Consider the following 24,045-nt stretch of genomic DNA (forward strand, 5'->3'; position numbering starts at 1 on the left):
GTGGAAATGAAAAAGGAGATAACGAACATCGTCGACCTCGAAGGTAGGAAGGCCGACTTAAAGGGCAGGAAGTTGGTCATGAACGAGCTGTTGGCATACCAAGAAGGGGCCGTAGTATCGAGGACATTGATAGATAAGAAGGTCGGGACGGTCACGGTGTTCTCATTCGATGAAGGACAGGGTCTTAGCGAGCACACCGCCCCCTATGACGCCATGGTCATGCTCCTTGATGGGGAGGCCGAGATAACGATCTCCGGAAGGTCCCAGCTGTTGAGGTCCGGAGAGATGATCATAATGCCTGCGAACGAACCGCACGCACTCAGGGCGGTCAGACCGTTCAAGATGATGTTGATAATGATCAGGACGTGAACATAACGATGGACCGTATGGCGCCGTCGATCGGGATCGAACCGATGACCTTGTGATTAACAGTCACACGCTCTACCTACTGAGCTACGACGGCATTGGCTTTTGGCACAATAGTCCACGCTTATTTATCATTTATCCTTTGGGCCTTACCGCCTGAGCATCCAAAGACTCCCTGAGCGCATTTACCGTTGTGTCCATCTTCTTCAGGATCTCATTGAGCTCATTGAAGAATGTCTGGACCTTATCGGTCGTGACGGCCCCCTCTGGCGAAGGGAGGATGAGACCTTCCTGCTCCAGGATCCTTAGGGAATATCTTACCTTGTGCTGCGGTATACCAAGAAGCTCAGATAGCCTGATTATCCCTATCGGCTCGTTCGCCACGATGGTGTTCAACATCATCACGTGCCTTTCGAGCAGACGTATCTCAGATTCAATCTTATTTGTAAGGGCGCTCCTGCCTCTCATCTGACCGCCTCGACCATGATACTGTATACCATGGGGATGGGGCCATGATAACATTTGTACGTATTTGAAACCTATCGGCCATCTTCCATCTTCGCTGAACCAGCCCAGAGAGGTTAAATATCTGGCGTATGGATGGGAAATGGCATGGCACCGATCGTGGTACGGGACGTAAGGAAGAGCTATGGAGGCCTTCTGGCGCTCGACGGCATCAGTTTTGAGGTGCAGGAAGGGTCCTTCTTCGGTTGCTTTGGCCCCAACGGCGCCGGTAAATCAACGCTCTTGAAGATCATGACAGGTCAGACAAGGGCCACCTCGGGGGATGTGACCATCCTGGGGGTGGATCCCGGCATCTCTCCTTTGCAGGTAAAGGCGTCGGTCGGGATAGTGCCTGAGGTGGAATCCCCCCCTTCATATCTTACGGCAAAGGAGTTCCTTCAATTCGTTGGCTCGGTCAGGAAGGTAGATGATCTCGAAAGGAAGGTCGAGAGCTGGCTTTATTTCTTTGACCTCCAGGGCTCTGAGGGCACCCTGTGCAGGGACCTTTCAAAAGGGATGAGACAGAAGCTCATGCTCTCAGCGGCCCTTATCCACGAGCCGAAGCTGCTGTTCCTTGATGAGCCCTTCATCAACCTCGACCCGATATACCAAAGGAAGCTCAAAGACCTACTCATTGAGCTGAAGGACAAAGGGAGGACAATATTCCTGAACTCGCACATCCTGGATATAGCACAGAAGCTGTGCGATGAGTTCATTATCTTGAACAAAGGGAAAATAGTCCATAAAGGAAACGCGGTGTCGATGAACGAAAAAGGGGAGGATCTCGAGACGGTCTTCTTGGAGATGGTGGCCGGCGATGCGAGAGATACTTAAGTTGATGATGTTGGAAGAGTATCGGCTCCATGTTTCCTACTCTTCGAGGAGGGTTTTCCTCACCCTGCCGTTGTACGTCATAATATTCACTGTCTTCTTCGGGTCCACGGTCGGAGTGATAAGAAGCATCTCGATCGAGGAGATGGTCGTCATGGCGCATGGAGGCATGTTCCTTTACGGCATGAGCGTCGGCGCTTTTGGCTTCCTTGGGAGGACATCCCTAGAAAGGAGGTACGGTAAGAACAGCTACCTGGTCACAACACCGTTCCTTTTGCCGTTGAGCTTCAGAAGGGCATATTTTGCGATGTTCCTTCGCGACCTTGTTTTTTACTCGGTCCTCATTCTTGTACCCGCCCTCTTCGGACTGACGATCTCGGCCCTGATCGCTGGTTACCGCCTTACATCGGTCTTTCTTCTCTTTATGGCATTATTCCTCAGCTTCTTGTTGGGCATATCATTCAGCTTCTTTGTCAGTGTTGTGTACACAAGAAGCATCGCAGCTTTCCTCGCGGTCATCCTGGTCACACTATCTTCGCTCATCGCATACGGTGTTTTTGACATCCTTTCGATCGACATCCTGATACCCAGCATCGGCCTTCAAATGAACGTCCAACCGTTCGGAGAGGATGTCGGGATGGCGCTTTTGTTCGGTTCATTGAGCATAACGGCGTCTCTCATCTTCGCCGCAATGGCCGTGGTGTTGGTCTCTGTCGAGAGGGAGGGAAGGACCAGTTCTTATGATGATCAGTTCTCCATATATTCGAAGAGGTTGAAGGTTTTCAGGCCATATGACGCATTGTTGGCGAAGGAGCTCGTGGACATATTGCGGTCCGGGCTGGCCAGCAAATTGGTGTTCGCATATGGCGTACCCTTGTTGTTCCTCGGTCTTTCCACATGGTATATCAACACTGGCCTAAGGATACCAGTGGGGTTCAACATCGTCTTCTATGCGGGCATGGTGGGGTTTTTCGGTATAATGGTCTACAATTGGCTGACGAATACCGACCTGAACGACTATTTTGAGACCATGCCCGTCTCAGTACCGACGGTGATCAAGACCAAACTGATGGCTTTCCTGTTGATCACAACAGGGACATCGGCGGCGTTCGTCGTGCTGATAGCTATCATCAATGGCGAGACAAGGTTGCTATGGTTGGCGCTGCCCGTGCTGTTCGTTACATCTTTCTACATGGTGACCGCGACCGCGTATCTGACAGGTCTGAGGACAAGCTCGTTCCTGTTCGACCCTTCCGTGGTGGCCAAGTTCGCGATGTTGGCCATGGTCCCTGACATAGCGATCACGATACTTTCCTTCAGTGTTGACAGCTCACCAACCTTGGCGGCGGCAGGCATTTTGCTGGCGCTCCTGTTGCTGGGCGTTGCGACCAGGTTCTTCTACACCTCCATCGATAAGAGGTGGTCCTCGGAGCCCTTTGCCTAGGGCCAAGGTTATTATGCGTACCGCACAATTCATGGCAGATGTCCATCGGCCATAAGATCAGAAGGGCGGTCCATGTTGCAACCCCCCTTTTCCTGGTCTATTACTGGATCCCCTCTCCTGTATGGGAGGGTGGGCCAGAGAAGGAGACAGGGCTCGTTATTTTCTTGGCATCGGTATTGGTCTTCGAGATGGTCAGAAGGTTGACAGGTCTTGATATCGTGGGTCTCAGGAAATATGAAAAATGGAGGATGGCCGCTTATGCCTGGGCGGCAATAGGCCTGACCATCGTTTTCCTTACCATGCCTTTCGAGGTGGCCGTCCCTGCGGTCATTGGGATGGCGTGGGTCGACCCTTTGATAGGCGAGCTGAGGTCTAGAAGAGAGGACCTCTACCCTCAATTCCCGATGGCCGTCTATTTCTCTCTGACACTGATCTCTCTTACGGTCCTGGTAGGTCTTGACTTAGCGACCTTTATAGCCGCGGCGATCAGCGCCCCGTTCGCCATCTGGGTAGAGAGGCAGATGTTCTGGAGGTTGGATGACGATCTGACGATGATGGTGTTCCCCGCGCTGTTGATATGGGGCATCCTTTCGGTCACTGGCTCGCTCTGATGATGCTGACAGGTTATAAAACGCACAGAGCTGGAGCGCTCAATTGCCAATGAGCCCCTTTCTTTTGCTGAAACGCGTATATCCTTTTTGGAAGGCCTGGATAGGGGCCTCATGGCATTTAAGGGCGGCCTCCTCAGTGTCGTGGGCCTTCCCACAGTCCAAGCACTGGTAAACGATCTTCATCGACATCCTGAACATATAACGTGAATATAACCTTAATGGAACAGGGGGCTCAAAAGCCGTTCGTTGAATTCGTCAAAATGACGTTATATGATGACACCGGTATGGGGCCAGCATAATTAAAAAACCCACTATCAAATTGGTAGTGACTTAGATATTTATATGCATCATAACCCTTTACTTAGTAATGAACAAGATAAAGGTGATCAACGAACCTTCAGAGCTCGTTCCTATGCTGAGGGCCGTTGATACCCCCGTGAAGAGGGACGTTCTCAAAGAGGTCACCATCGAATGGAAGACGCTCAAAGAGATCGAGGAAAAATACGGGGCGGAAGGGAAGGACGCATTGAAGTTCTTCGAGAAGATGAAGCTTGTAGAGACAAGGTGGCAGCCTTCTGGAGGGGCAAGGCCCGAGAAGGCATACCATACCTACTATAGCCAGTTTCATATCAACGCCTCATGGCCTGTCTACGAGATAAGCGACGTGCTTTCCGTTGCAATGATGCCCGAAGAGGAGTTCCAGGAGCTTGAACATAAGATCCTGGAGCAGGTCGGAAAGGAAGGCAAGTTCGCGGGGGACGTCGCGGAGAGCATGGGACTTACGTCGACGATGCTCAAGAGCATTGTCAAGCGCTCAGTGAAGCTTGACTATAGAGGACATCGTCTTGAGCGTGTTAAAGAATGACCGTCCGGGATCCTGATGGCTGAGATATGGATTCTACGATTGGGGCATAGGCCGGAAAGGGACAAGAGGATCACCACGCATGTCGCTCTCACCGCAAGGACCTTCGGTGCAAAGGGGATTTTCATCTCGACAAAGGACCAGGGTCTAGAAGAGAGCGTCTCCGATGTCGTGGACCGCTTTGGGGGGGACTTTGAGATAAGGAGCGGAGTGGGCTGGCGAAAAGTACTGGACGAGTTCAAGGAGAAGGGCCGCATAGTTCACCTGACGATGTATGGGATGCCGGTCGACGAAGTTACCAAGAGCGTCCCGCTCGACAAGGACCTTTTGATAGTGGTCGGCGCGGAAAAGGTCCCGGCAGAGGTCTATCAGATCGCCGACTACAACATTTCCGTAGGGAACCAGCCGCACTCTGAGGTCGCCGCTCTGGCGATCCTATTAGATAGGCTGACCCAAGGTTCCTGGGTCAACAAGGAGTTCCCAGGAGGGTCGATAAAAGTACTTCCAAGTGAGAGGGGGAAGCATGTCGTCAACCCTACCGAACGAGAAGGCATGTCTTGAGATATTAAGGGAAGAGGGATGCTCGGACAAGGTCGTCCGGCACGTATGCGTAGTGAACACGGTCGCAATGACGATAGCAAAGGCCTGCAATGCCGATCTGGAACTGGTCAACGCAGGTTCCTGGCTGCATGACATCGGAAGGTCCAGGACGCATGGCGTTAGGCATGTGTCAGAGGGTGTGGCTATCGCGAAGGCCAGAGGTCTGCCGGAAAGGCTGATCAGGATCATATCGACCCACGTGGCGGCAGGCTTCACCAAAGAAGAGGCAGAGGGGATAGGCCTTCCACCTGGCGATTATATGCCGTCCACGCTAGAGGAGAAGATAGTCTGCCATTCTGACAACCTTGTAGGGGATAATGAGATAATGACGTTGGCTGAGGCGGTGGAGGACATGGAGGTCAGAGGCTATAGGACCACCGCCGAGCGTATGAAGGTCATGCACCGAGAGCTGTCTGAACTATGTGGGATCGATATCGACCTTCTCCTTGAGGATGCGGATGTAAGGCAGAGGGCCATCAAAAGATGTGCCGCTTATACATCCCTTTAAGGTGCTTGTCCCTCAGGTCGGCATAATCGCGGGCCGAGCGTCTCGCGGTCTCCAATATCGTCTCGTCATCGGTGCGGACGATCCTGCCCGGCACACCTAGGACGAGCGATCTTGATGGTATGACGGTCCTTGCAGTCACTATGGCGTTGGCCCCGATGATGCATTCGTTCCCTATGACCGCACCATCAAGTATGGTGGAGTTGATGCCTATAAGACAATCATCCCCGACCACCGCACCATTGATGACCGCCCCATGACCGACCGTCACCCTCTTACCGATCTTCGTAGGGTTGTCATGGCTCGCATGGAGCACTGCCGTGTCCTGAACGTTACTGTCCTCCCCGATCTCGATAGAATTGACGTCGCCACGTATCACTGCACATGGCCACACGCTCACGCCATCGCAGAGCACCACTTGGCCGATGACGATGGCCGAGGGGTCGACATAGATGTTGTTCAAAGGCATTGTCCCTTTATGGTACCAGAGTATAAGCCGGTCTCACTCTGGCCTGGGGGCCGCTGCCTTTGGTGGTGGGGCCGCCTTCTTTGCTGACGTGACCCTCTTAGGGAAGTATTTCAATATGACAACGTCCCCGATCGCCTGGATCCAGCGATATGGAACATTGACTGCCTTGGAATCCTCGACCAACAATGGGTTGGTCTCGTCGATGAACAGACCATCGATCCTCTTGTTCTCCAAGTCGATCACAAGGTTGTTGACGGTTCCCAGATGTAGACCAGCAGGGGTGTATACTTCAAGACCGATAATTTCAGAGGCTTCCTCAAGCATCGCCTTCCCTCTGGGGCTATATGGCCGAACATCATTAAAAAACTTCGTGGTTTTTTAATAATCAGGACCCTATATAACAACATCTCAGACCCTCTACGATACGCACACCCTAGGACCTCTGATGGCTGGTCTACGAATCATCCGCACTTTGGAAGATTGAAGGAGAAAGTTATATAAGCATGAGGGGACTACGATTTTGTAATCACAGCGCACAACCGAACGGTGACCTCTGATGGCAGAAGATGAAGAGTTGGAGATGATCCGGGCGAAGAAGCTAAACGCGTTGATGGAACAAGCGAAAAAGAAAGGAGATGTGAAAATGGCTGGGAAGGTTGAGGTCGTCACTGATGCGGGATTTGACAAGTTCATCAAGCAGGACAAGCTGGTCGTCATCGACTGCTGGGCACCATGGTGTGGACCATGCAGGGCTCTGGCCCCGAAGATCGAGGAACTGTCGGTGGAGATGGCAGATAAGGTCGTCTTCGGAAAGCTGAACACGGATGAGAATGAAGGAGTCCCTATGCGGTTCAACATTTCGGCCATACCGACCCTTCTTATCTTTAAGAACGGCAACTTCGTCGACAGGATGGTCGGGATGAGACCTAAGGAAGCGATGAAGCAGGCCTTCGAGAAGTATTTATGAAAAACACGGATGCGATGAGCATCCTTTCCCTTTTGTACCAAGAAAAACCCTTTAAGGTAAGGAGCACCTCTTTTCCTCGGTGGTGAGGATGGACTACGATGTGTTGATCATCGGTTGTGGGGCGTCAGGTATCCAGGCGGCGGTCCATGCGGCAAGGAAGAAGGTCAAGGTAGGGGTGGTCGGGAAACCTTATGCATCAGCCCTTGTCAAAGCCCACATCGAGAATTATTTTGGCATCGAGAAAACCGATGGAACATCCTTGATCAATGTCGGCCTATCTCAGGCCAGGCGTTTTGGGGCCGACATTGTGGAAGAAGAGGTGATATCGCTCGAGATGGTGGACGGCGCCTTCAAGGTCAAGACCGATGGGATGAAGGAATTCTCGTCCAAGGCGTTGATCATTGCTTCGGGCATCTCCAGGACCAAGCTCAATGTAGAGGGAGAAAAGGAGTTCTATGGGCTCGGGGTCAGCTACTGCGCCAATTGCGACTGTCACTTCTTCAAGAAGAAAAAGGTGGCGGTTGTTGGGAATGGGAGCAATGCCGCGGTCGCGGCGCTGCTTCTGAAAGAATATGCGGAGAAGGTCTATTGGGTGTCCCAAGAAATAACAGCTTCAAAGGAGCTGATCGAAAAGGTCGATTCAACCTCGATAGAGAAGGTGACCCCAGCATGGCCCTCTAAGATCGTTGGGGAAAAGACCGTCAGTGGTATGCATTTGAAAGATGGCAGATATCTTGAGGTCGACGGCGTATTCATCGAACTTGGTGCCAAGGGGGCCGCCGACCTTGCCGTTGAGATCGGCATCGTCGCGGATGAGACAGGGTCCATCCCGGTCGACCGTGATTGTAGGACCGAGGTCGAAGGGGTTTTTGCCTGCGGGGACGTCACTGGACAACCTTGGCAGCTGGCCAAGGCGGTGGGAGAAGGATGCGTGGCCGGCCTGTCCGCCGCCGCATTCGTCAGGAAGGAGAAGGAATGAGATGACCTTTGTCGACGAGCTTATAAGCGGGATCCTCAGGAGCGAGGAAGGGTTTGCAGAGGCCTTAAGGAAGATCCTCGATGAGGACCTGAAGATATCGGTGCCGGAATTCTGCCAGCTAACTGGTCTATCCCAGAGCACGGTCTACAAGATATTGCAGGACCAGAGAGAGCCGAACCTCAGGACCGTGAGGGCGGTCATAAAGGCGGTAAGGAAGCTCGACAATTATCCGGGAGGCGAGTTCATCGGCATAATCGCTGCAAAGCCTGTGCTCGTCAAAATTGAAGAGCGCATCGTTCAGGTCGGTGAAAGGCAGGTACGGGTCAAGGAATATCCGGCGGCCACCATGGAGGAGGCGATCATAGCTGCGGTAAAGGCCGAAAGAGATGGTGCCTTGGCCATCGTCTGCGCTCCGATAATCGCACCTACCATCGAAAAAATATTGAAAATACCGGTTCAGGTCGTGATCCCCAAGGAGAGCGTCGTGAGGGCGATAGATCAGGCGGCGCAAAAGGTATTCTGACCTTATGCTCTGCGGGCCTGGACGGATTCCTGCTCAAGCTCTGCAAGTATCCTCTTCCTCAATGCAAGGAACTCGGGGTCTGCCCTGTCCCTCGGTCTTTCGAGCTTTATTGTGAATATCTCCTTCACCTTGCTCGGTCTGTTCGTCATGACGACCACCCTATCTGCCAGGAAAACGGCCTCGTCGACCGAGTGGGTGATGAAAACGACGGTCTTCTTTGTCTCTTTCCAGATCCTCAGAAGCTCTTTTTGCATCTGGTTTCTTGTCTGCGCATCAAGTGCCCCGAAAGGCTCGTCCATCAAAAGGATCGCGGGGTCATTGGCCAAGGCCCGTGCGATGCCGACACGCTGCTTCATGCCTCCAGACAGCTCATACGGATGTGAGTTCTCGAACCCCTTGAGCCCAACCAGCTCGATGTACTTGTCGGATATCTTATGTCGTTCCACCGCGGGGACGTTCCGGATCTCAAGCCCGAACTCGATGTTCCTCCGGACGGTCCTCCATGGGAATAGGGCGAACTCCTGAAATACCATCCCCCTGTCCGACCCAGTGCTCTTTATCTCCTGACCTTTAAGTTTTATGACGCCAGATGTGGGCTTGTCTAGCCCCGCTATCATCCTGAGGAGGGTCGTCTTTCCGCAACCCGAGGGGCCCAGCACACATACGAACTCCCCTTCCGCGACATCCAGGTTGAAATCCTCGATCGCAACGAGGTCCCCCTCTTCTTTGGGGAACCGTTTGACAAGGTTTTTTATTTCCAGGAGCATCATCTCGCCCCCATCCATTTTGACACCTTGTTCTCGATGTAGAAGGCGGCCTCTGTCGTCACGAGACCAAGGACAGCGATGACAACCATTCCCGCGAACATGTATTCATAGCGCCCTATGTTCGCCTGATTCAAGATATAGAGGCCGACCCCGCCCCCCTTCGCACCTATCATCTCTGCCGCGACAATGCACATCCATCCGATGCCAAGGCCTATCCTGATGCCGGTCATCAGGAAAGGGATGGTATATGGAAAGACCACCTTTGCAAATATATCGCTCTTGGATGCCCCAAGTGTCTTCCCAGCATCGATTAGCTGTGGATCGACGCTTTTCACTCCGAAGATGACATTGGAAAGGACCGGGAAGAACACGCCGATGAAGATGGCAATTATCGGTCCCCAGACCATGCCCATCACCACGAACAGAAAAGGCACCCAGGCTATCGGAGGTATGGGACGGAACACCTCGACGACAGGCTTACCGAGCGCCCCTATCCATTTCGAGAAGCCCATTATCAGGCCAAGAGGGACCGCGATCCCCAACGCCATGCAGAACCCGATGACAAAACGTCTCAGGCTCGCTCCGATGTTCTGCCACATGTCGACACCAGAGGCAGGGTCTGGATTTTGGAACGAATCGACCAAGGCATCCCAAACGACCAATGGTGATGGAAGATATGTGGTGTCCAAAAGGACCGAACCGATTTCCCAGACCACAAGGAAGATCGTGAGCGAGACCACGATGATCGCGAGGTTCTTAGCAAAACCTCCTCGTCCTATCCATAGGCCCCTTAAAAGGTCCCGCAACGACTTCATGGCAACCCTTTTCCTGATGACGTCCCATATAGTAATAATTTGTTTCAGAAAAAATACAAAAGAGGCCGGACTGCCCGGCCTTAAACGTCTTCAATCGGCGGCGTCCAGGTATTCGGTCTTGACCAATGCCTCAACATATTCGGTGACGTTCGAGTAGCCTCGGTCGGCCAATTTCTGCTCTGCTATAAGTTCCAGACCGATGTAGGACTGGGTGAAGTCCTTAAGATAATCATCGAAGTTGGCATCGATCCTATAATCAAGGTCCATGTGCGCCAACGCGCTCAGGACGACGCTCTCGTTCCTTCCGCTGAACTGTGTTGCCAGCTCGATTATCCTATCGTAGGTCGGGCCGCTGCCCTCGGACATCGCTTCGTCTATCAGCTCGTTCGCCTGGACATGCGCCCTTAAGAACATCTTGACGGTCTCCGGGTTGGTCTCTGCGAACGACCTCTTCACTGCGATCACGCAACAAGGGTGGTCCGGCCAGACGTCCCCAGACCACATCAGGAGCTTGGCCGCCCCTGATTGCAGGACATCAGAACCATATGGCTCCCATCCGACGGCTCCCTGGACCTGGTCGGTCTCCAACGCCGCCTTCATATCTTTCGGGGCTATCTGGACGAAATAGACAGTATTCGCATCACCAGGAGTCCCCGACTGTTTCACATTCATGTTGTTCTCCTCGGCCACCTTCAGGAAAAGAAGATGTTGGATCGATGAGACCCCAGGAGTGGCGACGGTCTTCCCCTTGAGATCTGTGAAACTGTTTATGCCATCCTTGACCACGATCGACGAACCTTCAGAATTCACCTTGGAGACGATGATGATGTCCGTCCCAACATTCAATGACTTCAATATGGCTGGAGGAGCTCCAAGGAAACCGATATCGATCTCGCCTGCCGCAAAAGCGTCCATGACCGCTCCCCCATTTAGATAACCCGACGGATTTGGGGTAGAGATGTTCAGACCGTTCTCTTTATACAAGTTGGTCCCCCCGTTTATCTCGTCGTCGCTAGCGACCACCCTGGCCAATTGATGAAGGTCGCCCTGCAGATATCCTACCCTTACATCGTAGGTCTTCTTCTCCCCCTCGTCATCAGAGCTGAGCAGAACATATGCTCCTCCAGCTCCAATCAATATGACCGCAATGATGATGACCACCAAAACGCTCCTGTTCATTGAAACACCTGGGTTTTTAACAGCCATGATGATATTAAATAATTACTCCCTAATGTGTTATTTTAATCCTAAATGTACAATTTTCTTAAATAATTGCCCTGTTGTATCCACCATGCGCCGGTCGGACCATCCGTGAGGAGTTGTTTTCATCAATCTTTGATATACTAGACTAATAATAAAAAAATGAGTTCCATAAAATATAATAGCTGTCACCTAAGTATTTTAAGATCCTACACCATTAACGTATCCCTATGTTCGAGATAAATATCGTAAGCAACACACCGCTCACCCCTATAAAAGATGCCGACGAGGTCGCACTACTTTTCTTACAGCAGGTCGGCTACCTTCCCAAAGGATATGACCCAAAGACCGCGGCCAGGAACGTCGAGGAATCTGTCCCCTACCAGATGTTCATGGACTGTTTCCTCAGGAACATGAAGAGGGTGTGGTTGGTCGAGGAGATGGCCGTCAAGTTCGACACCACAAAACCCACGATCTACCGCCATTTGAACAAGTTGAAATCGATGGACATACTGGAAGAGGTAGATGTCGAGAGGGACGGGAAGATCAAGAAAGGATATAGGATACGTTATGGTGACCTGAAAAAGGCCTGGTCCTTCACCGAGGCCAATGTCGAGATGGCCATGCAATCCTACCGTCAAACGGTCGAGCATCTTCAATCGCTTGTGGAGGAATGAGATTGACCGAGGTCAGGACGATAACAAGATTGACAAAAGGTTCGAGGTACAGGGTCGTCAGCAAAGGCGACCTGAACTCGTCGATAGTCTCGGAAGGAGATTTTCAAGGGTTCGTGCAGTTCGGTCAGGACTCTGGCCTCTGCATGTTGCTGGACCAAAGGACCGGAGAGGAAAAGATGACAAGGATAATACCTTCTGCGAACGTCCTGTATATAGACGTCATTGATGCGAAGGAAGAGGAGGAGGTCAAAAGGAAGGACGTCCCCCTCGTATCGTACGGTTGATTCAAGTACTCGGGGCCGATGAGGACCACACGATGCCTGAGGAAGAATATCATAGGCGCCTTGTCGAGATGATGCTGTCCGGCGAGGTGAGGGACAAGGCAGCGCTGCAGAGGGCGAAGGTCCGCCTATGCAGGGAGCTGGGGCTCGATTCGGTCCCCCCAACTCCGAGACCATAAGGCGATTGGACGAGGATACCTTTCGTAAGGTCGAGGGGATAATAAAAAGAAAGCCAGTAAGGACAATGAGCGGGGTTGCCGTTGTGGCAGTGATGACCTCCCCCGCGCCATGCCCTCATGGGAAATGCATCTACTGTCCAGGGGGGGTCGAGAACAATTCGCCGCAATCCTACACTGGGAAGGAGCCTGCGGCGAGGCGCGCGTCGTACAATGATTATGACCCCGTCAGGCAGACCATGGCAAGGATAGAGCAGTTGAGCGCCATAGGCCATGACACGGACAAGATCGACCTGATAATCATGGGCGGGACCTTCACCTCAAGACCGCTCGATTATCAGGTGGGCTTCGTCAAGGGATGTTTCGATGCCATGAACGGTTCGCGGTCTGAGGACCTGGAGGAGGCACATCGTTTGAACGAGACGGCACAGCATCGATGCATCGGCATGACGGTCGAAACAAGACCGGACAGCTTCGACGATGGAATGGCAGAGCATGTAATGTCCCTCGGGACCACCAGGGTGGAGTTCGGGGTCCAGCTGCTCGACGATGACGTCCTGAGGGCGGTCAACAGAGGGCATGGCGTCGAGGAGGTGGCCAAGGCGACAAAGGTCGCCAAGGACAAAGGCCTCAAGGTATGTTATCACATCATGCCAGGTCTTCCCGGCTCCTCGCCAGAAAAAGACCTTGAGAGCTTCAAGAAGATGTTCATTGATGAGAGGTTCATGCCTGATATGCTGAAAATATATCCAACATTGGTGGTCGCTGGGACAAAGCTCTATGATATGTGGAAGGAAGGCAGGTATAGACCATACTCAACGTCCGAGGCAAGCGTCCTGGTGGCAGAAATGAAGGCCTCAGTACCGAAATGGACAAGGATACAACGCATCCAAAGGGACATACCCGTGGAGCTGATCGAGTCGGGCGTCGACAAGAGCCATCTGAGAGAGCTGGCGGGCGAAGAATTACAGAAGACTGGAAGAAAATGTGCCTGCATCAGATGCCGCGAGGTCGGGCTCAAAGGCATCAGAGCGTTTTCCAAAGATGATGTAAAGATGAACGACATGACCTATAGGGCATCGGGAGGAGAAGAGCATTTTATCTCATTCGACCTGGAGGAAAGCGATGCCCTGGTCGGATACGTGCGGCTGAGGCTGGGGGACGATAGCGATCATGCCAACATCCGCGAGCTCAAAATATTCGGCCAGATGGCCAGGATAGGAGAGACGGGAAGGGATGCCCAGCACAGGGGGTTCGGGAGGGAGCTGATGGCCCGGGCTGAGGAGTTGGCCTTGGGGAAAGGTTATGCTCGCGTAAGGGTCACGAGCGGGGTGGGGGTGCGCCGTTATTATGCTTCCATGGGATACTGCAGGTCGGGGCATTATATGGAGAAGGCGCTCTTATAAAATTACAAGGTAAATTATATAAATGAATGGCAAATGATTTATCCGCTCAGGGAGATACGCACCTGGGATGTACTATGGTATGCTTGGTCTGCGGTTCAACGACGTCGCCCGGCTCATACATGTGCGGACGATGTTTCAAGCGCGTCAGCAACACCCTGTTGTTAGGAGCGACCGCGATCGACCCCATGGCCGACCAGAGGATGCTGTCCCATGGAAGTGTGATGCTCATGATCGGCCCATCGTTCATAGGTGAGGTCAGATTGGGAAAGGGCCCTGACCCCGGTCTCACCTTCGAGAGGATGATGGCGTCCGAGGACAGGTCGCATGTCCCGTCTTTCATTGACAGGTATCTTGCCGACCTTGGGATCGAGACGGTCCTTCGGGGTGACGAGATGGTGCCTGGAAGAGAACTGATCCCAAGGATGGTCAATGCAGCGGCGGTCATGGACACCTCTGATGAAAGATGGGCCAGGCCATGCCTGAGGATGGCCAACCTGATCTCCTTGGCAGTAAAGGAGGCGGCATCGCTGCCCATCGAGCCATCAGATTCGTTCCAGTTGGTAAACGAACTTGCGACGATGGCGGAAAAGTTCTATTCCAGGGCCATGAAGGACCCGAAATTGGATAGGACCGCCCGGGGCAACCGTGCCCTGATGTTGCATTGGATAGGACGCTCGGAGGAGGCCCTTGTCGAACTCAAGGACCTTTCAAGGACCAGTACTGACAAGGCAGAGAGAGCGGAGACCTCGATAAAGATGGCGGTCGTCCAGAGTGCAGTAGGAATGAAAGCAGAGGCGTTGGCATCCCTCTCGGAGGCCGACCCGGACGACCCTAGGTACATGGCCATCAGGTCTGAGATTGGGGGGTCGGCATGACGGACCTCGGAAGACTGCTCGACGAAAAATATGACGAAAGGATAATCTCCGCGATCAATGACCTTGATTTCCAGCAGTTTCAGGACCTAGTGGTGGACCTTTTAAAGAGAATCGGTGTAATCGTCGCCTCCAAGGAGGAGCTGGGCGATGCGGTCATGTTCCGTGGAGAGGGGGCGGAGGGCCGCTATCTGGTCATGGCCTCAAGGCTTTTCGACCATGCATCCCCGGCGAACATCCGGAGGGTCAAGGCGCTTGCGGTCTCAGAGGGCAGGAGCCCCGTCCTGATACTCACCAACGACCTTGAACCTGAAGCAAAGGCCTACGCGGAGAAGGAAGGGGTCTCGTTCGCGGACAAGAAGAAGCTCCTGCTGCTGCTCAGAAAATACAAGCTGGCGGATGCCTTGATACAGGAGATCGACCGCAGGGTCCTGGAGGCGGAGGGCGAGAGGGTCCTGCCCTCAGCTGGAAGGTTCGATCACCATATGGTCACAGCGATCGAGCACATGGGCAAGGGAAGGTTCAAGGATGCCATCTATAGCTTGGACCGGGCATTGGAGCTCAAACCCTCGAGCGACCAGGTCTGGCAGGCAAGGGCCAACGCGCTCTTCAACCTAGGGCGGCTCGAGGAGGCCCTGGAATCATGCAAAAGGGCGACCGAGCTGCGCCCTACAGACCGCTCTTCATGGTACCTCATGGGCCTCATACTGGGACAGATGGAGGACTTTGAGGGAGAGGTGAAGGCCTATGACACCGTCCTTAGATTGGACCCAGGGAACAGGTCGGCGTTGCTGAACAAAGGGACCGCCTTTTATCGGATGGGCAAGTTCGAAAAGGCCCTCAAAGTGTACGAGCAGATGCTCAAGCTGTACCATGATGACGTGATGGCGTACAACAATCTTGGGATAGTGCTCAAGGCCATGGGCAGGACGGACGAGGCCCTGTCCGCGTTCCAAAGGGCGGCGGCCTTGGACAGGGGCTATATCAACCCGATCATCAACATGGGCCTCGTGCACACAGAGAAGGGTGAACACGAGCTTGCGATCGAGGCCTGGAAAAGGGCACTGCAGCTGGAAAGGCGGCGCGCTGACATATTGATGTCCATGGGGGCGTCATATCGAGCGTTGGGGGACCTGGACTCAGCGTTGAACGCCTACAGGGCAGCGCTCGAGATAGACCCCGGCTCCAAAGAGGCAAAGGCCCAGGAAGAGGAGCTGTTGTCATTGTTGGGGGCTCACGAGCTATCAGTGGCCGAGAGCAAAGATGTGGTCGCCGTTGAAGGAAATGCCCAATTGCCAAATGTGATGGAGGAGCCCCTCCCCCCAACGAAGGTCGAGCACCCCGGTAAGCTTGTCAGCAGGGAGCGGTGTGAGGACATCGCAGTGGTGAATGGTGCCGGTCTGCCCTCGGAGATCAAAGGGGAAAAGGCTTTGGCAGAGCCGGCGAAAGAACTGCAGATGACCGTAAAGGAAGGCAGGTCAGAGGTGGTGGCCATCGAAACCCCTGGAAAATTGGCGGAGGCAGAAACCTCTCGGCCTCCAGAGGTCATTGAAGGGCCCTCTTCACCAGCGATGGTGCCCTTGACCATGGGCCCCGTCCGAACACACGAGCTCACGGTCAAGATGCTCATGATGACAGGTGACCTATCAAAGGCGGTGGCGGAGGCGGACAGGGCGCTTGCTGAGCACCCGGGCGAGAGCAGCATCATGAGGGTGAGAGCGAAGGCCTTGGCCATCTCAGGAAGACATGATGCCGCCTTGGCACAATTGACCGAGCTATATGCGAAGGAAAAGGACGAGAGCCTGCTGTACGATATAGAGGCGATCTCTTATCTCTTCGGCCAGAGGAAGGAAGGAGCCCAGATCCTTTCCAGGGTGAGGCCGACCAGGGAGTCAGTGGCCCGAGAGCTCATCGACCTTTTGGAGACTGGACGGCTGGAGGAGCTCATGGTGAGAGCGTCAAAGGCGGGCCGCAGCGCATCGGGCCTTAGCATGCAGGCACAGGCATTGGGACTTATGAAGAGCGGAAGGTACCGTGACGCAGCAAAGATATGGAAGGACATACTCGGGGAGTTCCCTGCGAACGCCGAGGCGCTGAACGGGCTTGGTGCCTGCATGAGGTTCATGGGCGAGTATGGATACGAGGAGCCGATAAAGTTCATGATGCTCGCGACGCTCATAGACCCTATGTATTCGGACGCTTACAACAATGTCGGTTGCGCTTACTTTGCCGCGGGCGCCTATGATCAGGCCCTCGAGCACTTCAACAAGGCCATCTCGATCGACAGAAGGCCTGAGTACTATCTCAACATGAGCAGCGTTCAGCTGGCCTTAGGGGACATCGAGGGGGCCAAGGCCTCTTTGACCTCTGCATTGAAACTGGAAGAGAGCCCTGAGGTGCTCTTCATGTTGGCCGTGATCGCTGAAAGGGAAGGGGATCTGAAATGGGCAGCGCGTCTTTATGAGGACGCCATCGCGATAAAGCCAGACTTCAAGGATGCTATGTTCAACCTTCAGAGGATAAAACTTCAGCTGAAGTATCAGAAATGAGGAATTACCTCAGATTGAACAAAATAGAAGGTCTATAGAAGATGTTTAGCGAGATATGTTCATGACGACGACGTCACGGACATCACGCATCTCGCTGAACGGTAATATGAGACGTCCCTGCGCATCGCTCTTGAACAACCTGGTATCGATCTCCTCGGCAGGTATCACCAGCACATGGTTGATGTCCCCGGTCGCCGTATTGAGAACGAAATTGTCGATCATCCCGAGGATCTGGCCATCATTTGTCATGACGGTCTTTCCCTTCAGTTCCGTGATAAATTTTCTCATTTGAAGCCACCCCTTCAGATGCCCATCTGATTGATGCCGTTGTATATTGTTGTGCATATATATTGATTTTTAAAGGCCTCCAGGTCATCAGCCTCTATATTCCCCGAAATATTTACAGCGACAGAAGGGGGAGGCCTTAGGCCCCATCTTCTTTGTGCATCCGGGATGTGGGAGTGGCATGTCGATGAGGGCCTGGTCGATGCTCACCACCTTGCCATTCTGCTTCCTGCATGCAGGGCAGGCCAGGTCCTTGCACATTATGGAGACCCGCTCGAACCCTATGTCCTTGAATATTTTCAGCTCCATCTTATGCATCTCGGCAAGCACCGGTCTAGGGTCCCTCCCAAGAGCGCTCAGGTACTCGGCCACCGATTCCATGAGCCTTGCCTTTATCTGAGGGTCGTCCGCGTTCCTTATCATCTCCGTTAGCAACGCCAGGACCGCCTCCTCATCACCTATCGCCCTTCCTTCCATACGGAGGACCCGCCTTTTCGCCATCTCCAGGTCCATCTCCCCCATATAGAACCTGGCCAGTATCTGGAGCCCAAGCTCCCGCATCTTGGCATCCTTCTTCATTATTTTAATAGGGGTGGCCCGGTCTACCTTCCTTGGAGGGGCCTTTGCCTTCTCGGCCGAGGTCGAACGCACGGCCTTTGGCCTTCCATCTTCAGCCTTCATCAAGTTCACCTTCTCATCTATAAATGCCTAGGTCGTCCATCCCGAGCCGGACCTTTTCAAGCGCCTTGCTGATGTTCTCATATTGTTTCATGACATCCTTGCTCACTGAGGGCTTAATGACCTTCAGCGCCTCCTCGAAATGACGCCCTTCGACATGCTTGACATGCCTGTCCTCCCTGAGCGCTATCATCGCCGCCTCCCTACATAGGTTCTCAAGGTCCGCACCTACATATCCATCCGTCCTGGCCGCGATGTTCTCTAGGTCCACTCCCTTCAGCGGCATCCTCGACGTGTGCACCTTCAGGATGCTCAACCTGGCCTCGATGTCTGGTTGTGGGATCAGTATCAGCCTGTCGAACCTTCCTGCACGAAGGAGCGCAGGGTCAAGGATGTCAGGCCTGTTCGTGGCAGCTATCACGGTCACACCGTTCAACGACTCGGCACCATCAATGGATGTCAGAAGCTGGTTGACCACACGCTCCGTGACGTTGGTATCTGAACCAGAGCCTCTTCTCGGAGCGATGGCATCTATCTCGTCCAGGAAAACGACGGCCGGCGCGACCTGCTTGGCCTTCTTGAACGCTTGGCGCACCGCCTTCTCGGACTCCCCCACCCATTTGCTCATTATCTCAGGCCCTTTTATCGAGATGAAGTTCGCCCTCGACTCCGTGGCGACCGCCTTTGCCAATAGGGTCTTGCCCGTACCAGGAGGCCCATAAAGGAGCACCCCTTTGGCAGGACGTATACCGAGCCTCCTGAAGGATTCGGGGTTATCAAGCGGCATCTCCACCATCTCCTTAAGCTGTCTTTTCACATCCTCAAGCCCGCCGACATCCTGCCAGGTCACATGAGGCATCTCGACCAGCACCTCTCTCATCGCGGAAGGCTCCATCTCCTTGAGGGCCTCCTGGAAATCGTCCATCGTGACCCTCATCTTCTCAAGCACGGACGGTGGTATGGCCTTGTCGAGCTCAAGGTCGGGGGCATATCTCCCGAGGCATTTCATGGCAGCCTCTCTGGCCAGAGCTGCCAGGTCCGCGCCTACGAAGCCATGGGTCAGGGACGCGAAGTGGTCGATGTCAAAACCATCTTCTAACGGCATCCCCCTCGTGTGGATCTCCAGTATCTCTCTTCTTCCTGACCTCGAGGGCACTCCAATCTCGATCTCCCTGTCGAATCGGCCCGGCCTTCTCAAGGCGGGGTCGATGGAATCCTCTCGGTTCGTTGCTGCGATGACTATCACCTGGCCTCTGCCTGACAGTCCGTCCATCAGCGTCAACAGCTGCGCGACCACCCTCCTCTCCAGCTCGCCTGTTACATCTTCCCTTTTTGGTGCTATCGAGTCTATTTCATCGATAAATAATATCGATGGCGCGTTCTTTTCGGCCTCCTCGAACCTCTCCCTCAGTTTCTCCTCGCTTTGACCATAGTACTTCGAGATGATCTCAGGCCCTTGGATGGAATAAAAGCTAGCTCCCGCCTCATTGGCCACCGCCTTCGCCAGCAGCGTCTTGCCGGTCCCTGGAGGACCGTATAAGAGGACGCCCTTGGGAGCGTCTATCCCCAGCCTATCGAACAGTTCTGGATGCTTGAGGGGGAGCTCTATCATCTCCCTGACCCTCTTCAGCTCCTCATCGAGACCTCCGATGTCATCATAGGTTATCGAAGTGATGCTGGCATCCTTGGCCTCAGTAGGTTCGGTCTTGACGATGAACTCTGTGTGGTCGCCCACTATCACTATCCCCTGAGGGACCGTGTTGAGAACCTTGAAGGGCAACCAACCTCCCATCAGGGCTATGTTCGGAATGATCAGCTCATCTCCCTTCAGGAGAGGTCTCGATGTTAGACCTTTTTTAATGAGCTCTTCCACCCCTATTCCGAACCTTATCTGCTTCCCTTCGGGGACCTTTGGCGCTATTGTGATCTTGATCGCTGGCTGAACATCCGCCTTCTGAACGGTGACCTTTTCTCCCATCGAGACGTTCGCATTTGACCTCAGTATACCGTCGATCCTTATGACCCCTTTGCCCTCATCCTCCTGGGTGGCCCGAAATACCTTCGCCGCCGTCGAACGCTTTCCGATGATCTCGATTATATCGCCCTGCTCCACTCCCAATGCCTTTCTTGTCTGGGTATCGATCCTTGCCCTACCAAGCCCTACCTCGGACTGCTGCTGCGCCTTAGCGACACGAAGGACGATGGATTCAGCCATAATGCTCGCCTCTCCGAATCTTTTCCGAGGATAATAATCTTCCTTGATGGAAATCCTGGCCTAGGTCAGGGGGCAAGACTTATCCAAGGGTCCCTTTATACCCTAAAGGATGCGATTCACTGCAGATTGTGTGCCCTGTCTGCTGAACAGGGTCATCTATCAGACCGATCTTGTCGACCCTTCTAGACGGGAGGCCGCTGTGAAGGAGGCCTTGAGGTTGATCGCCGAAGGCTACCCTCAGGGCATTAACTCGGCGAAACTGGCGACAAAGGTCCATAAAAAGGCGTATGAGGTGGCCGGGACGAAAGACCCATACGCCGACCTGAAGAGAAGGAGCAACGAGGTCGTTAAAAAGATGATGCCACAGGCGAAAAGTTTTGTGGAATCGTCAACCGACAGGCTGGAGGCCGCCTGTCTGGTTGCCATAGCGGGCAACGTCATGGACTTCGGCATAAAGGTAGGGATAGATGGTCCCGAAGGTTTCGAAGAAAAGTTCAGCAGATTGTTGGGCGAGGGGTTGCAGGTGAACCAGGTGCCTAGGCTCAGATATCTTCTTGAGCGCTCGAAGAAGGTCCATTACCTTCTCGATAATTGCGGAGAGGTCGTCCTTGACAGCTTCCTCATTGAAGAGATTAAGGAGATGGGCGTGAAGGTCGTTGGCGTGGTCAAGGGAGAACCCATCCTGACAGATGTCACTCTCGAGGACCTGAAGGAGACAGGGTTGGACAAGCTCTTCGATTCCTTGACCACGACCGGTGTCTTCGCAGTAGGGTTGGACCTCGATATGTGCGGTCCGTTGAAGAAGGAGCTCAGCGCCTCTGACCTGGTGGTCTCCAAGGGAATGGCGAACTTCGAGGCCCTTTCGGATGAGCGATTGCCAAGGGTGGCCTATCTCATGAGGGCCAAGTGCAGGCCCGTGGCCGAGGCCATCGGGGCAAAAAAGGATGACAATGTGGTGAAGATCGTGGAGCTAAATATGGAGGCTGGTCCATGTCATTGAAGGTCAGGCAGGCGGTCATCATGGCAGGAGGGGAGGGCACCAGGTTGAGACCGCTCACCAACACAAGGCCCAAGCCCCTGCTTCCAGTCCTAGGAAGGCCATGTATCGAGTACACCATAAGGTCCATGGTAAATGCGGGCGTAGAGGAGGTGTTCCTTGCCCTTGGTTATAGGGCCAATGATATCGTCGCGGCCCTCGGTGATGGTGAGGAACTGGGGGCGAAGATAAGATATAGCTTTGAGGAGGAGCCTATGGGCACGGCCGGGGCGGTCAAGCTGCTTGAGGACAGGCTCGATGATGTATTCATGGTCGGGAGCGGTGACACTCTGACAGACGCAGACCTCAGCTCTCTGGTGGCCATGCATTTTAATAGATCTGCGATGGCGACAATGGGACTGACCGAGGTCGAAAGACCGGAACAGTTCGGAATCGTCGGAATATCGTCAGATGGCAGGGTCCAGAGGTTCAAGGAGAAGCCGAGGCCCGAGGAGGTCTTCTCTAACGTCATCAACTCCGGCACCTATGTACTGAGCAAGAAGATCCTTGAGCTTGTGCCAGAAGGCCGAAAGTATGACTTCTCGAAGGACCTGTTCCCCGATGTCCTCGCAAGGGGCTTGCCCCTATATGCAACGAGGCTTGAAGGATATTGGAAGGATATTGGAAGGCCCCACGACCTCCTCGAGGCGAACCTGAAGATGGCAGAGATGCAGGGCGAGCCGACCTTCATACCTGGCCTGACAACGGAGGGCCCCATCGTCGCCAGGGACGCCTCGGGCGAAGGGGGCATGGTGGTCGGTCCGTCCTTCTTGGATGATGGGTCTTGGATAGGGAAAGGTGCGACGGTCGCCTCTTCTTGTCTTGGCAAAGGCGTCTTGATCGAGGGGGCAGCGGTCGTCAGGTCCTCCCTGTTATTGGATGGCTGCATCGTCTCCGAAGCCGCATCAGTGACAGACTGTGTGATAGGAAAGAACTGTGTGATAGGAAAAGGGGTTTCCTTGTCAAACTCGGTCCTCGGAGATGATGTGGTCATCGAAGGGCCACAGAAGCTCGAAGGGGTGACCAGACAGACCGAGGATCCGCAACGCTCTTGTTAAATAATGCTTGGCCATACGAGGGGCGTTGAAGCTGAGGGACATAGGCACCGAGGTGCCATTGCTGGCCGCGGGAGTGATCTGGGGCTCGTCATTCGTCAGTGGGAAGATCGGGGTCGAGCATATGGACCCCGTTCTTTTCTCACTGTTAAGATATCTTTTCGCTTCTCTTTCCGTCTTACCGATCCTTCTGTTGTTCAAGGAATTTGATAGGACGGTGATGAGCTCTCCAGCGGTCATTGGGATCAGCATACTGAACGCGATCGCGATCAACATGCAGAACATAGGGATGACAATGACCACGGCCACGAACGCCGTTCTCCTGATAGACATAAATGTGGTGTTCATCGCCGTCCTTTCGGTCTTCGTCCTCAAGGAGAAGATGAGCAGGAGGTTGGTGATCGGCCTGATGCTCGGGCTCATAGGGGTGTTCATCACCTCGACGGATGGGGACATCTCCTCCATCGGGGGAGGGACGTTGCAGGGAAACCTTCTCGCTTTCTTTGCTGGCATAATATGGGCATTCTATGTGGTGTATCTCGCAAAGACATTGAGGTCCGGGACGGCCCTGGTGTCTGCCACGATGGCCATCATCATTTGGACCACGCTCGTCCAGGCCCCGCTAACCCTTCTTTACGCCCCTGATATGAACGTGGACAGCACTGGTTGGGCCATGGCGATCTACACGGGGGTCATCTGCACGACGATAGCTTTCACACTGTACAGCTATGGTCTCCGGGCGCTCGGCGCCACCACATCTTCGGTCATATTGCTCATAGAGATCGTTTTCGGGATGGTGTTCGCGGTATTACTGCTCGATGAGACGCCCACGGCCGGTACCGCGATCGGTGGTCTGTTCATCCTCCTTGCGGTGATCACGATCTCCTTCAAAAGAAAGAAGGAAAAAGAGGATGCCACGAAGCGGGATCAGGAGTAGTCGAGTATCTCCTTCGCCTGCTCTACCTTGTCAACCGTCATGGCGACCTCTTCAACCGGTAGCCTCGCACCAAGGATGAACATGGATTCGATGTTTACCCCGCCCCTCTCGAGCTTCTTTGTTATCTTATGGAGCTCACCTGGCTTATCCAGGACCGCCATGACGATGATGTCCTTCTCGATGAACTCTATCCCGGCCGCCTTCAGCGCAGACCTGGCGGTCGCATCATCATCGGTGATTATATGGATCACTGGTTTGCCATGGCCAAGGTCCGTTGCTATGCCTCTTATGTTGACGGCCTTCTTCGCCATGATCTCCGTGATCCTCGCGATCTCCCCTGGCTTGTCCTGTGCAAAAACATCAAACTGCTTTAGGGTCATCGGATCCTCCAAGCACTGATTATTGTTGGACCTAACACTTATAACTAACCCAAAC

The 24,045-nt window shown here is 53.7% G+C and carries 28 protein-coding genes, 1 tRNA gene and 1 pseudogene; 18 read left to right on the forward strand and 12 right to left on the reverse strand.

The window, feature by feature from the left end:
- Positions 1-6: 6 nt before the first annotated feature.
- Positions 7-369, forward strand: coding sequence for a cupin domain-containing protein (locus tag HPY73_05840; protein ID QLH75007.1), 363 nt, complete (start codon positions 7-9; stop codon positions 367-369).
- A gap of 18 nt (positions 370-387) precedes the next feature.
- Here HPY73_05840 and HPY73_05845 read toward each other — a convergent pair.
- Both HPY73_05845 and HPY73_05850 read right to left on the reverse strand, forming a co-directional pair.
- Positions 388-463, reverse strand: a tRNA-Asn gene (locus HPY73_05845).
- A gap of 38 nt (positions 464-501) precedes the next feature.
- Positions 502-834 (reverse strand): hypothetical protein, encoded by a 333-nt coding sequence (locus tag HPY73_05850; protein ID QLH75008.1) that lies wholly within the window; start codon positions 832-834, stop codon positions 502-504.
- A gap of 144 nt (positions 835-978) precedes the next feature.
- Here HPY73_05850 and HPY73_05855 point away from each other — a divergent pair, with 144 nt between their 5' ends.
- The 3 genes from HPY73_05855 to HPY73_05865 are packed head-to-tail and all read left to right on the forward strand — an operon-like array spanning position 979 to position 3,756.
- Positions 979-1,704 carry an ABC transporter ATP-binding protein gene (locus tag HPY73_05855; GenBank protein QLH75009.1) on the forward strand — a complete coding sequence of 242 codons (726 nt, stop codon included), beginning with the start codon at positions 979-981 and terminating at the stop codon, positions 1,702-1,704.
- On the forward strand, positions 1,688-3,145 hold the full coding sequence (locus tag HPY73_05860) for a hypothetical protein (GenBank protein QLH75010.1): 1,458 nt from the start codon (positions 1,688-1,690) through the stop codon (positions 3,143-3,145). Before HPY73_05855 ends, HPY73_05860 begins: the two co-directional genes overlap by 17 nt.
- A 38-nt stretch (positions 3,146-3,183) precedes the next feature.
- Positions 3,184-3,756 carry a hypothetical protein gene (locus tag HPY73_05865; protein QLH75011.1) on the forward strand — a complete coding sequence of 191 codons (573 nt, stop codon included), beginning with the start codon at positions 3,184-3,186 and terminating at the stop codon, positions 3,754-3,756.
- 39 nt (positions 3,757-3,795) lie between these two features.
- Here the strand turns inward: HPY73_05865 and HPY73_05870 are convergent, their stop codons facing one another.
- Positions 3,796-3,939 carry a hypothetical protein gene (locus tag HPY73_05870; GenBank protein QLH75012.1) on the reverse strand — a complete coding sequence of 48 codons (144 nt, stop codon included), beginning with the start codon at positions 3,937-3,939 and terminating at the stop codon, positions 3,796-3,798.
- Positions 3,940-4,123: 184 nt separating this feature from the next.
- On the opposite strand from HPY73_05870, the gene HPY73_05875 reads away from it, so the two are divergent.
- From HPY73_05875 to HPY73_05885, 3 genes are read left to right on the forward strand one after another with little or no spacing between them, the layout of a single operon-like run.
- Entirely contained in the window at positions 4,124-4,621 is a 498-nt protein-coding gene (locus HPY73_05875; GenBank protein ID QLH75013.1) for an ArsR family transcriptional regulator, read from the forward strand.
- A gap of 15 nt (positions 4,622-4,636) precedes the next feature.
- Positions 4,637-5,179 (forward strand): tRNA (cytidine(56)-2'-O)-methyltransferase, encoded by a 543-nt coding sequence (locus HPY73_05880; GenBank protein ID QLH75014.1) that lies wholly within the window; start codon positions 4,637-4,639, stop codon positions 5,177-5,179.
- Positions 5,142-5,726: an HDIG domain-containing protein gene (locus HPY73_05885; protein ID QLH75015.1), complete on the forward strand. Its 585-nt coding sequence runs from the start codon at positions 5,142-5,144 to the stop codon at positions 5,724-5,726. Before HPY73_05880 ends, HPY73_05885 begins: the two co-directional genes overlap by 38 nt.
- Here HPY73_05885 and HPY73_05890 read toward each other — a convergent pair.
- Positions 5,695-6,192 (reverse strand): gamma carbonic anhydrase family protein, encoded by a 498-nt coding sequence (locus tag HPY73_05890; protein ID QLH75016.1) that lies wholly within the window; start codon positions 6,190-6,192, stop codon positions 5,695-5,697. The genes HPY73_05885 and HPY73_05890 overlap by 32 nt on opposite strands.
- Positions 6,193-6,225: 33 nt before the next feature.
- Positions 6,226-6,516, reverse strand: coding sequence for a PRC-barrel domain-containing protein (locus tag HPY73_05895; protein QLH75017.1), 291 nt, complete (start codon positions 6,514-6,516; stop codon positions 6,226-6,228).
- A 319-nt stretch (positions 6,517-6,835) separates the two neighbouring features.
- On the opposite strand from HPY73_05895, the gene trxA reads away from it, so the two are divergent.
- The 3 genes from trxA (at position 6,836) to HPY73_05910 (ending at position 8,661) form a co-directional block, all read left to right on the forward strand.
- Positions 6,836-7,159, forward strand: a complete 324-nt coding sequence (trxA, locus tag HPY73_05900) for a thioredoxin (GenBank protein QLH75696.1) — start codon at positions 6,836-6,838, stop codon at positions 7,157-7,159.
- An 88-nt stretch (positions 7,160-7,247) separates the two neighbouring features.
- Complete coding sequence (locus HPY73_05905) at positions 7,248-8,138, forward strand: FAD-dependent oxidoreductase (GenBank protein QLH75018.1); 891 nt, start codon at positions 7,248-7,250, stop codon at positions 8,136-8,138.
- A gap of 1 nt (position 8,139) precedes the next feature.
- Entirely contained in the window at positions 8,140-8,661 is a 522-nt protein-coding gene (locus tag HPY73_05910; protein QLH75019.1) for a helix-turn-helix domain-containing protein, read from the forward strand.
- A gap of 2 nt (positions 8,662-8,663) precedes the next feature.
- Here the strand turns inward: HPY73_05910 and HPY73_05915 are convergent, their stop codons facing one another.
- The 3 genes from HPY73_05915 to HPY73_05925 all read right to left on the reverse strand — a co-directional run bounded on the left by HPY73_05915 (position 8,664) and on the right by HPY73_05925 (position 11,422).
- Positions 8,664-9,431 carry an ABC transporter ATP-binding protein gene (locus HPY73_05915; protein QLH75697.1) on the reverse strand — a complete coding sequence of 256 codons (768 nt, stop codon included), beginning with the start codon at positions 9,429-9,431 and terminating at the stop codon, positions 8,664-8,666.
- Positions 9,428-10,243 carry an ABC transporter permease gene (locus HPY73_05920; protein ID QLH75020.1) on the reverse strand — a complete coding sequence of 272 codons (816 nt, stop codon included), beginning with the start codon at positions 10,241-10,243 and terminating at the stop codon, positions 9,428-9,430. Before HPY73_05920 ends, HPY73_05915 begins: the two co-directional genes overlap by 4 nt.
- A gap of 90 nt (positions 10,244-10,333) precedes the next feature.
- Positions 10,334-11,422, reverse strand: a complete 1,089-nt coding sequence (locus HPY73_05925; GenBank protein ID QLH75021.1) for an ABC transporter substrate-binding protein — start codon at positions 11,420-11,422, stop codon at positions 10,334-10,336.
- A 251-nt stretch (positions 11,423-11,673) separates the two neighbouring features.
- On the opposite strand from HPY73_05925, the gene HPY73_05930 reads away from it, so the two are divergent.
- From HPY73_05930 to HPY73_05950, 5 genes and pseudogenes are all read left to right on the forward strand, one after another.
- On the forward strand, positions 11,674-12,120 hold the full coding sequence (locus HPY73_05930) for a helix-turn-helix transcriptional regulator (GenBank protein ID QLH75022.1): 447 nt from the start codon (positions 11,674-11,676) through the stop codon (positions 12,118-12,120).
- A complete protein-coding gene (locus tag HPY73_05935) occupies positions 12,117-12,404 on the forward strand; it encodes a hypothetical protein (protein QLH75023.1) in 288 nt (95 codons plus the stop codon). The genes HPY73_05930 and HPY73_05935 overlap by 4 nt, the downstream gene beginning before the upstream one ends.
- A gap of 32 nt (positions 12,405-12,436) precedes the next feature.
- Positions 12,437-13,983, forward strand: a pseudogene (locus HPY73_05940) (tRNA uridine(34) 5-carboxymethylaminomethyl modification radical SAM/GNAT enzyme Elp3).
- A gap of 74 nt (positions 13,984-14,057) precedes the next feature.
- Positions 14,058-14,858 carry a hypothetical protein gene (locus HPY73_05945; protein QLH75024.1) on the forward strand — a complete coding sequence of 267 codons (801 nt, stop codon included), beginning with the start codon at positions 14,058-14,060 and terminating at the stop codon, positions 14,856-14,858.
- On the forward strand, positions 14,855-17,404 hold the full coding sequence (locus HPY73_05950; protein QLH75025.1) for a tetratricopeptide repeat protein: 2,550 nt from the start codon (positions 14,855-14,857) through the stop codon (positions 17,402-17,404). The genes HPY73_05945 and HPY73_05950 overlap by 4 nt, the downstream gene beginning before the upstream one ends.
- 45 nt (positions 17,405-17,449) lie before the next feature.
- Here HPY73_05950 and HPY73_05955 read toward each other — a convergent pair whose 3' ends face one another.
- The 3 genes from HPY73_05955 to HPY73_05965 all read right to left on the reverse strand — a co-directional run bounded on the left by HPY73_05955 (position 17,450) and on the right by HPY73_05965 (position 20,582).
- Entirely contained in the window at positions 17,450-17,692 is a 243-nt protein-coding gene (locus HPY73_05955; GenBank protein QLH75026.1) for a PRC-barrel domain-containing protein, read from the reverse strand.
- Positions 17,693-17,779: 87 nt separating this feature from the next.
- Positions 17,780-18,370, reverse strand: a complete 591-nt coding sequence (locus HPY73_05960; GenBank protein ID QLH75027.1) for a hypothetical protein — start codon at positions 18,368-18,370, stop codon at positions 17,780-17,782.
- A gap of 13 nt (positions 18,371-18,383) precedes the next feature.
- Positions 18,384-20,582, reverse strand: a complete 2,199-nt coding sequence (locus HPY73_05965; GenBank protein QLH75028.1) for a CDC48 family AAA ATPase — start codon at positions 20,580-20,582, stop codon at positions 18,384-18,386.
- A 109-nt stretch (positions 20,583-20,691) separates the two neighbouring features.
- Here HPY73_05965 and HPY73_05970 point away from each other — a divergent pair, with 109 nt between their 5' ends.
- From HPY73_05970 to HPY73_05980, 3 genes are read left to right on the forward strand one after another with little or no spacing between them, the layout of a single operon-like run.
- The gene (locus HPY73_05970; protein QLH75029.1) at positions 20,692-21,582 is read left to right on the forward strand and encodes a DUF89 family protein; all 891 of its coding nucleotides are present in this window, start codon (positions 20,692-20,694) and stop codon (positions 21,580-21,582) included.
- Positions 21,573-22,676: an NDP-sugar synthase gene (locus HPY73_05975; protein QLH75030.1), complete on the forward strand. Its 1,104-nt coding sequence runs from the start codon at positions 21,573-21,575 to the stop codon at positions 22,674-22,676. The genes HPY73_05970 and HPY73_05975 overlap by 10 nt, the downstream gene beginning before the upstream one ends.
- Before the next feature lie 25 nt (positions 22,677-22,701).
- Positions 22,702-23,610, forward strand: coding sequence for an EamA family transporter (locus tag HPY73_05980; GenBank protein QLH75031.1), 909 nt, complete (start codon positions 22,702-22,704; stop codon positions 23,608-23,610).
- On the opposite strand, the gene HPY73_05985 is transcribed toward HPY73_05980, so the two are convergent.
- Positions 23,601-23,990 carry a hypothetical protein gene (locus HPY73_05985; GenBank protein QLH75032.1) on the reverse strand — a complete coding sequence of 130 codons (390 nt, stop codon included), beginning with the start codon at positions 23,988-23,990 and terminating at the stop codon, positions 23,601-23,603. The two genes, HPY73_05980 and HPY73_05985, sit on opposite strands and share 10 nt — an antisense overlap.
- Positions 23,991-24,045 lie beyond the last annotated feature (55 nt).

It is taken from the genome of Methanomassiliicoccales archaeon, from assembly GCA_013415865.1.
GTDB lineage: Archaea > Thermoplasmatota > Thermoplasmata > Methanomassiliicoccales > UBA472 > MVRC01.

Bases quoted from the DNA above. Each gene is read 5' to 3' on its own strand.
- HPY73_05840 (QLH75007.1), top strand. From the start codon at position 7: ATGAAAAAGGAGATAACGAACATCGTCGACCTCGAAGGTAGGAAGGCC.
- HPY73_05850 (QLH75008.1), bottom strand. From the start codon at position 834: ATGAGAGGCAGGAGCGCCCTTACAAATAAGATTGAATCTGAGATACGT.
- HPY73_05855 (QLH75009.1), top strand. From the start codon at position 979: ATGGCACCGATCGTGGTACGGGACGTAAGGAAGAGCTATGGAGGCCTT.
- HPY73_05860 (QLH75010.1), top strand. From the start codon at position 1,688: ATGCGAGAGATACTTAAGTTGATGATGTTGGAAGAGTATCGGCTCCAT.
- HPY73_05865 (QLH75011.1), top strand. From the start codon at position 3,184: ATGTCCATCGGCCATAAGATCAGAAGGGCGGTCCATGTTGCAACCCCC.
- HPY73_05870 (QLH75012.1), bottom strand. From the start codon at position 3,939: ATGAAGATCGTTTACCAGTGCTTGGACTGTGGGAAGGCCCACGACACT.
- HPY73_05875 (QLH75013.1), top strand. From the start codon at position 4,124: ATGAACAAGATAAAGGTGATCAACGAACCTTCAGAGCTCGTTCCTATG.
- HPY73_05880 (QLH75014.1), top strand. From the start codon at position 4,637: ATGGCTGAGATATGGATTCTACGATTGGGGCATAGGCCGGAAAGGGAC.
- HPY73_05885 (QLH75015.1), top strand. From the start codon at position 5,142: ATGTCGTCAACCCTACCGAACGAGAAGGCATGTCTTGAGATATTAAGG.
- HPY73_05890 (QLH75016.1), bottom strand. From the start codon at position 6,192: ATGCCTTTGAACAACATCTATGTCGACCCCTCGGCCATCGTCATCGGC.
- HPY73_05895 (QLH75017.1), bottom strand. From the start codon at position 6,516: ATGCTTGAGGAAGCCTCTGAAATTATCGGTCTTGAAGTATACACCCCT.
- trxA (QLH75696.1), top strand. From the start codon at position 6,836: ATGGCTGGGAAGGTTGAGGTCGTCACTGATGCGGGATTTGACAAGTTC.
- HPY73_05905 (QLH75018.1), top strand. From the start codon at position 7,248: ATGGACTACGATGTGTTGATCATCGGTTGTGGGGCGTCAGGTATCCAG.
- HPY73_05910 (QLH75019.1), top strand. From the start codon at position 8,140: ATGACCTTTGTCGACGAGCTTATAAGCGGGATCCTCAGGAGCGAGGAA.
- HPY73_05915 (QLH75697.1), bottom strand. From the start codon at position 9,431: ATGATGCTCCTGGAAATAAAAAACCTTGTCAAACGGTTCCCCAAAGAA.
- HPY73_05920 (QLH75020.1), bottom strand. From the start codon at position 10,243: ATGAAGTCGTTGCGGGACCTTTTAAGGGGCCTATGGATAGGACGAGGA.
- HPY73_05925 (QLH75021.1), bottom strand. From the start codon at position 11,422: ATGAACAGGAGCGTTTTGGTGGTCATCATCATTGCGGTCATATTGATT.
- HPY73_05930 (QLH75022.1), top strand. From the start codon at position 11,674: ATGTTCGAGATAAATATCGTAAGCAACACACCGCTCACCCCTATAAAA.
- HPY73_05935 (QLH75023.1), top strand. From the start codon at position 12,117: ATGAGATTGACCGAGGTCAGGACGATAACAAGATTGACAAAAGGTTCG.
- HPY73_05945 (QLH75024.1), top strand. From the start codon at position 14,058: ATGGTATGCTTGGTCTGCGGTTCAACGACGTCGCCCGGCTCATACATG.
- HPY73_05950 (QLH75025.1), top strand. From the start codon at position 14,855: ATGACGGACCTCGGAAGACTGCTCGACGAAAAATATGACGAAAGGATA.
- HPY73_05955 (QLH75026.1), bottom strand. From the start codon at position 17,692: ATGAGAAAATTTATCACGGAACTGAAGGGAAAGACCGTCATGACAAAT.
- HPY73_05960 (QLH75027.1), bottom strand. From the start codon at position 18,370: ATGAAGGCTGAAGATGGAAGGCCAAAGGCCGTGCGTTCGACCTCGGCC.
- HPY73_05965 (QLH75028.1), bottom strand. From the start codon at position 20,582: ATGGCTGAATCCATCGTCCTTCGTGTCGCTAAGGCGCAGCAGCAGTCC.
- HPY73_05970 (QLH75029.1), top strand. From the start codon at position 20,692: ATGCGATTCACTGCAGATTGTGTGCCCTGTCTGCTGAACAGGGTCATC.
- HPY73_05975 (QLH75030.1), top strand. From the start codon at position 21,573: ATGTCATTGAAGGTCAGGCAGGCGGTCATCATGGCAGGAGGGGAGGGC.
- HPY73_05985 (QLH75032.1), bottom strand. From the start codon at position 23,990: ATGACCCTAAAGCAGTTTGATGTTTTTGCACAGGACAAGCCAGGGGAG.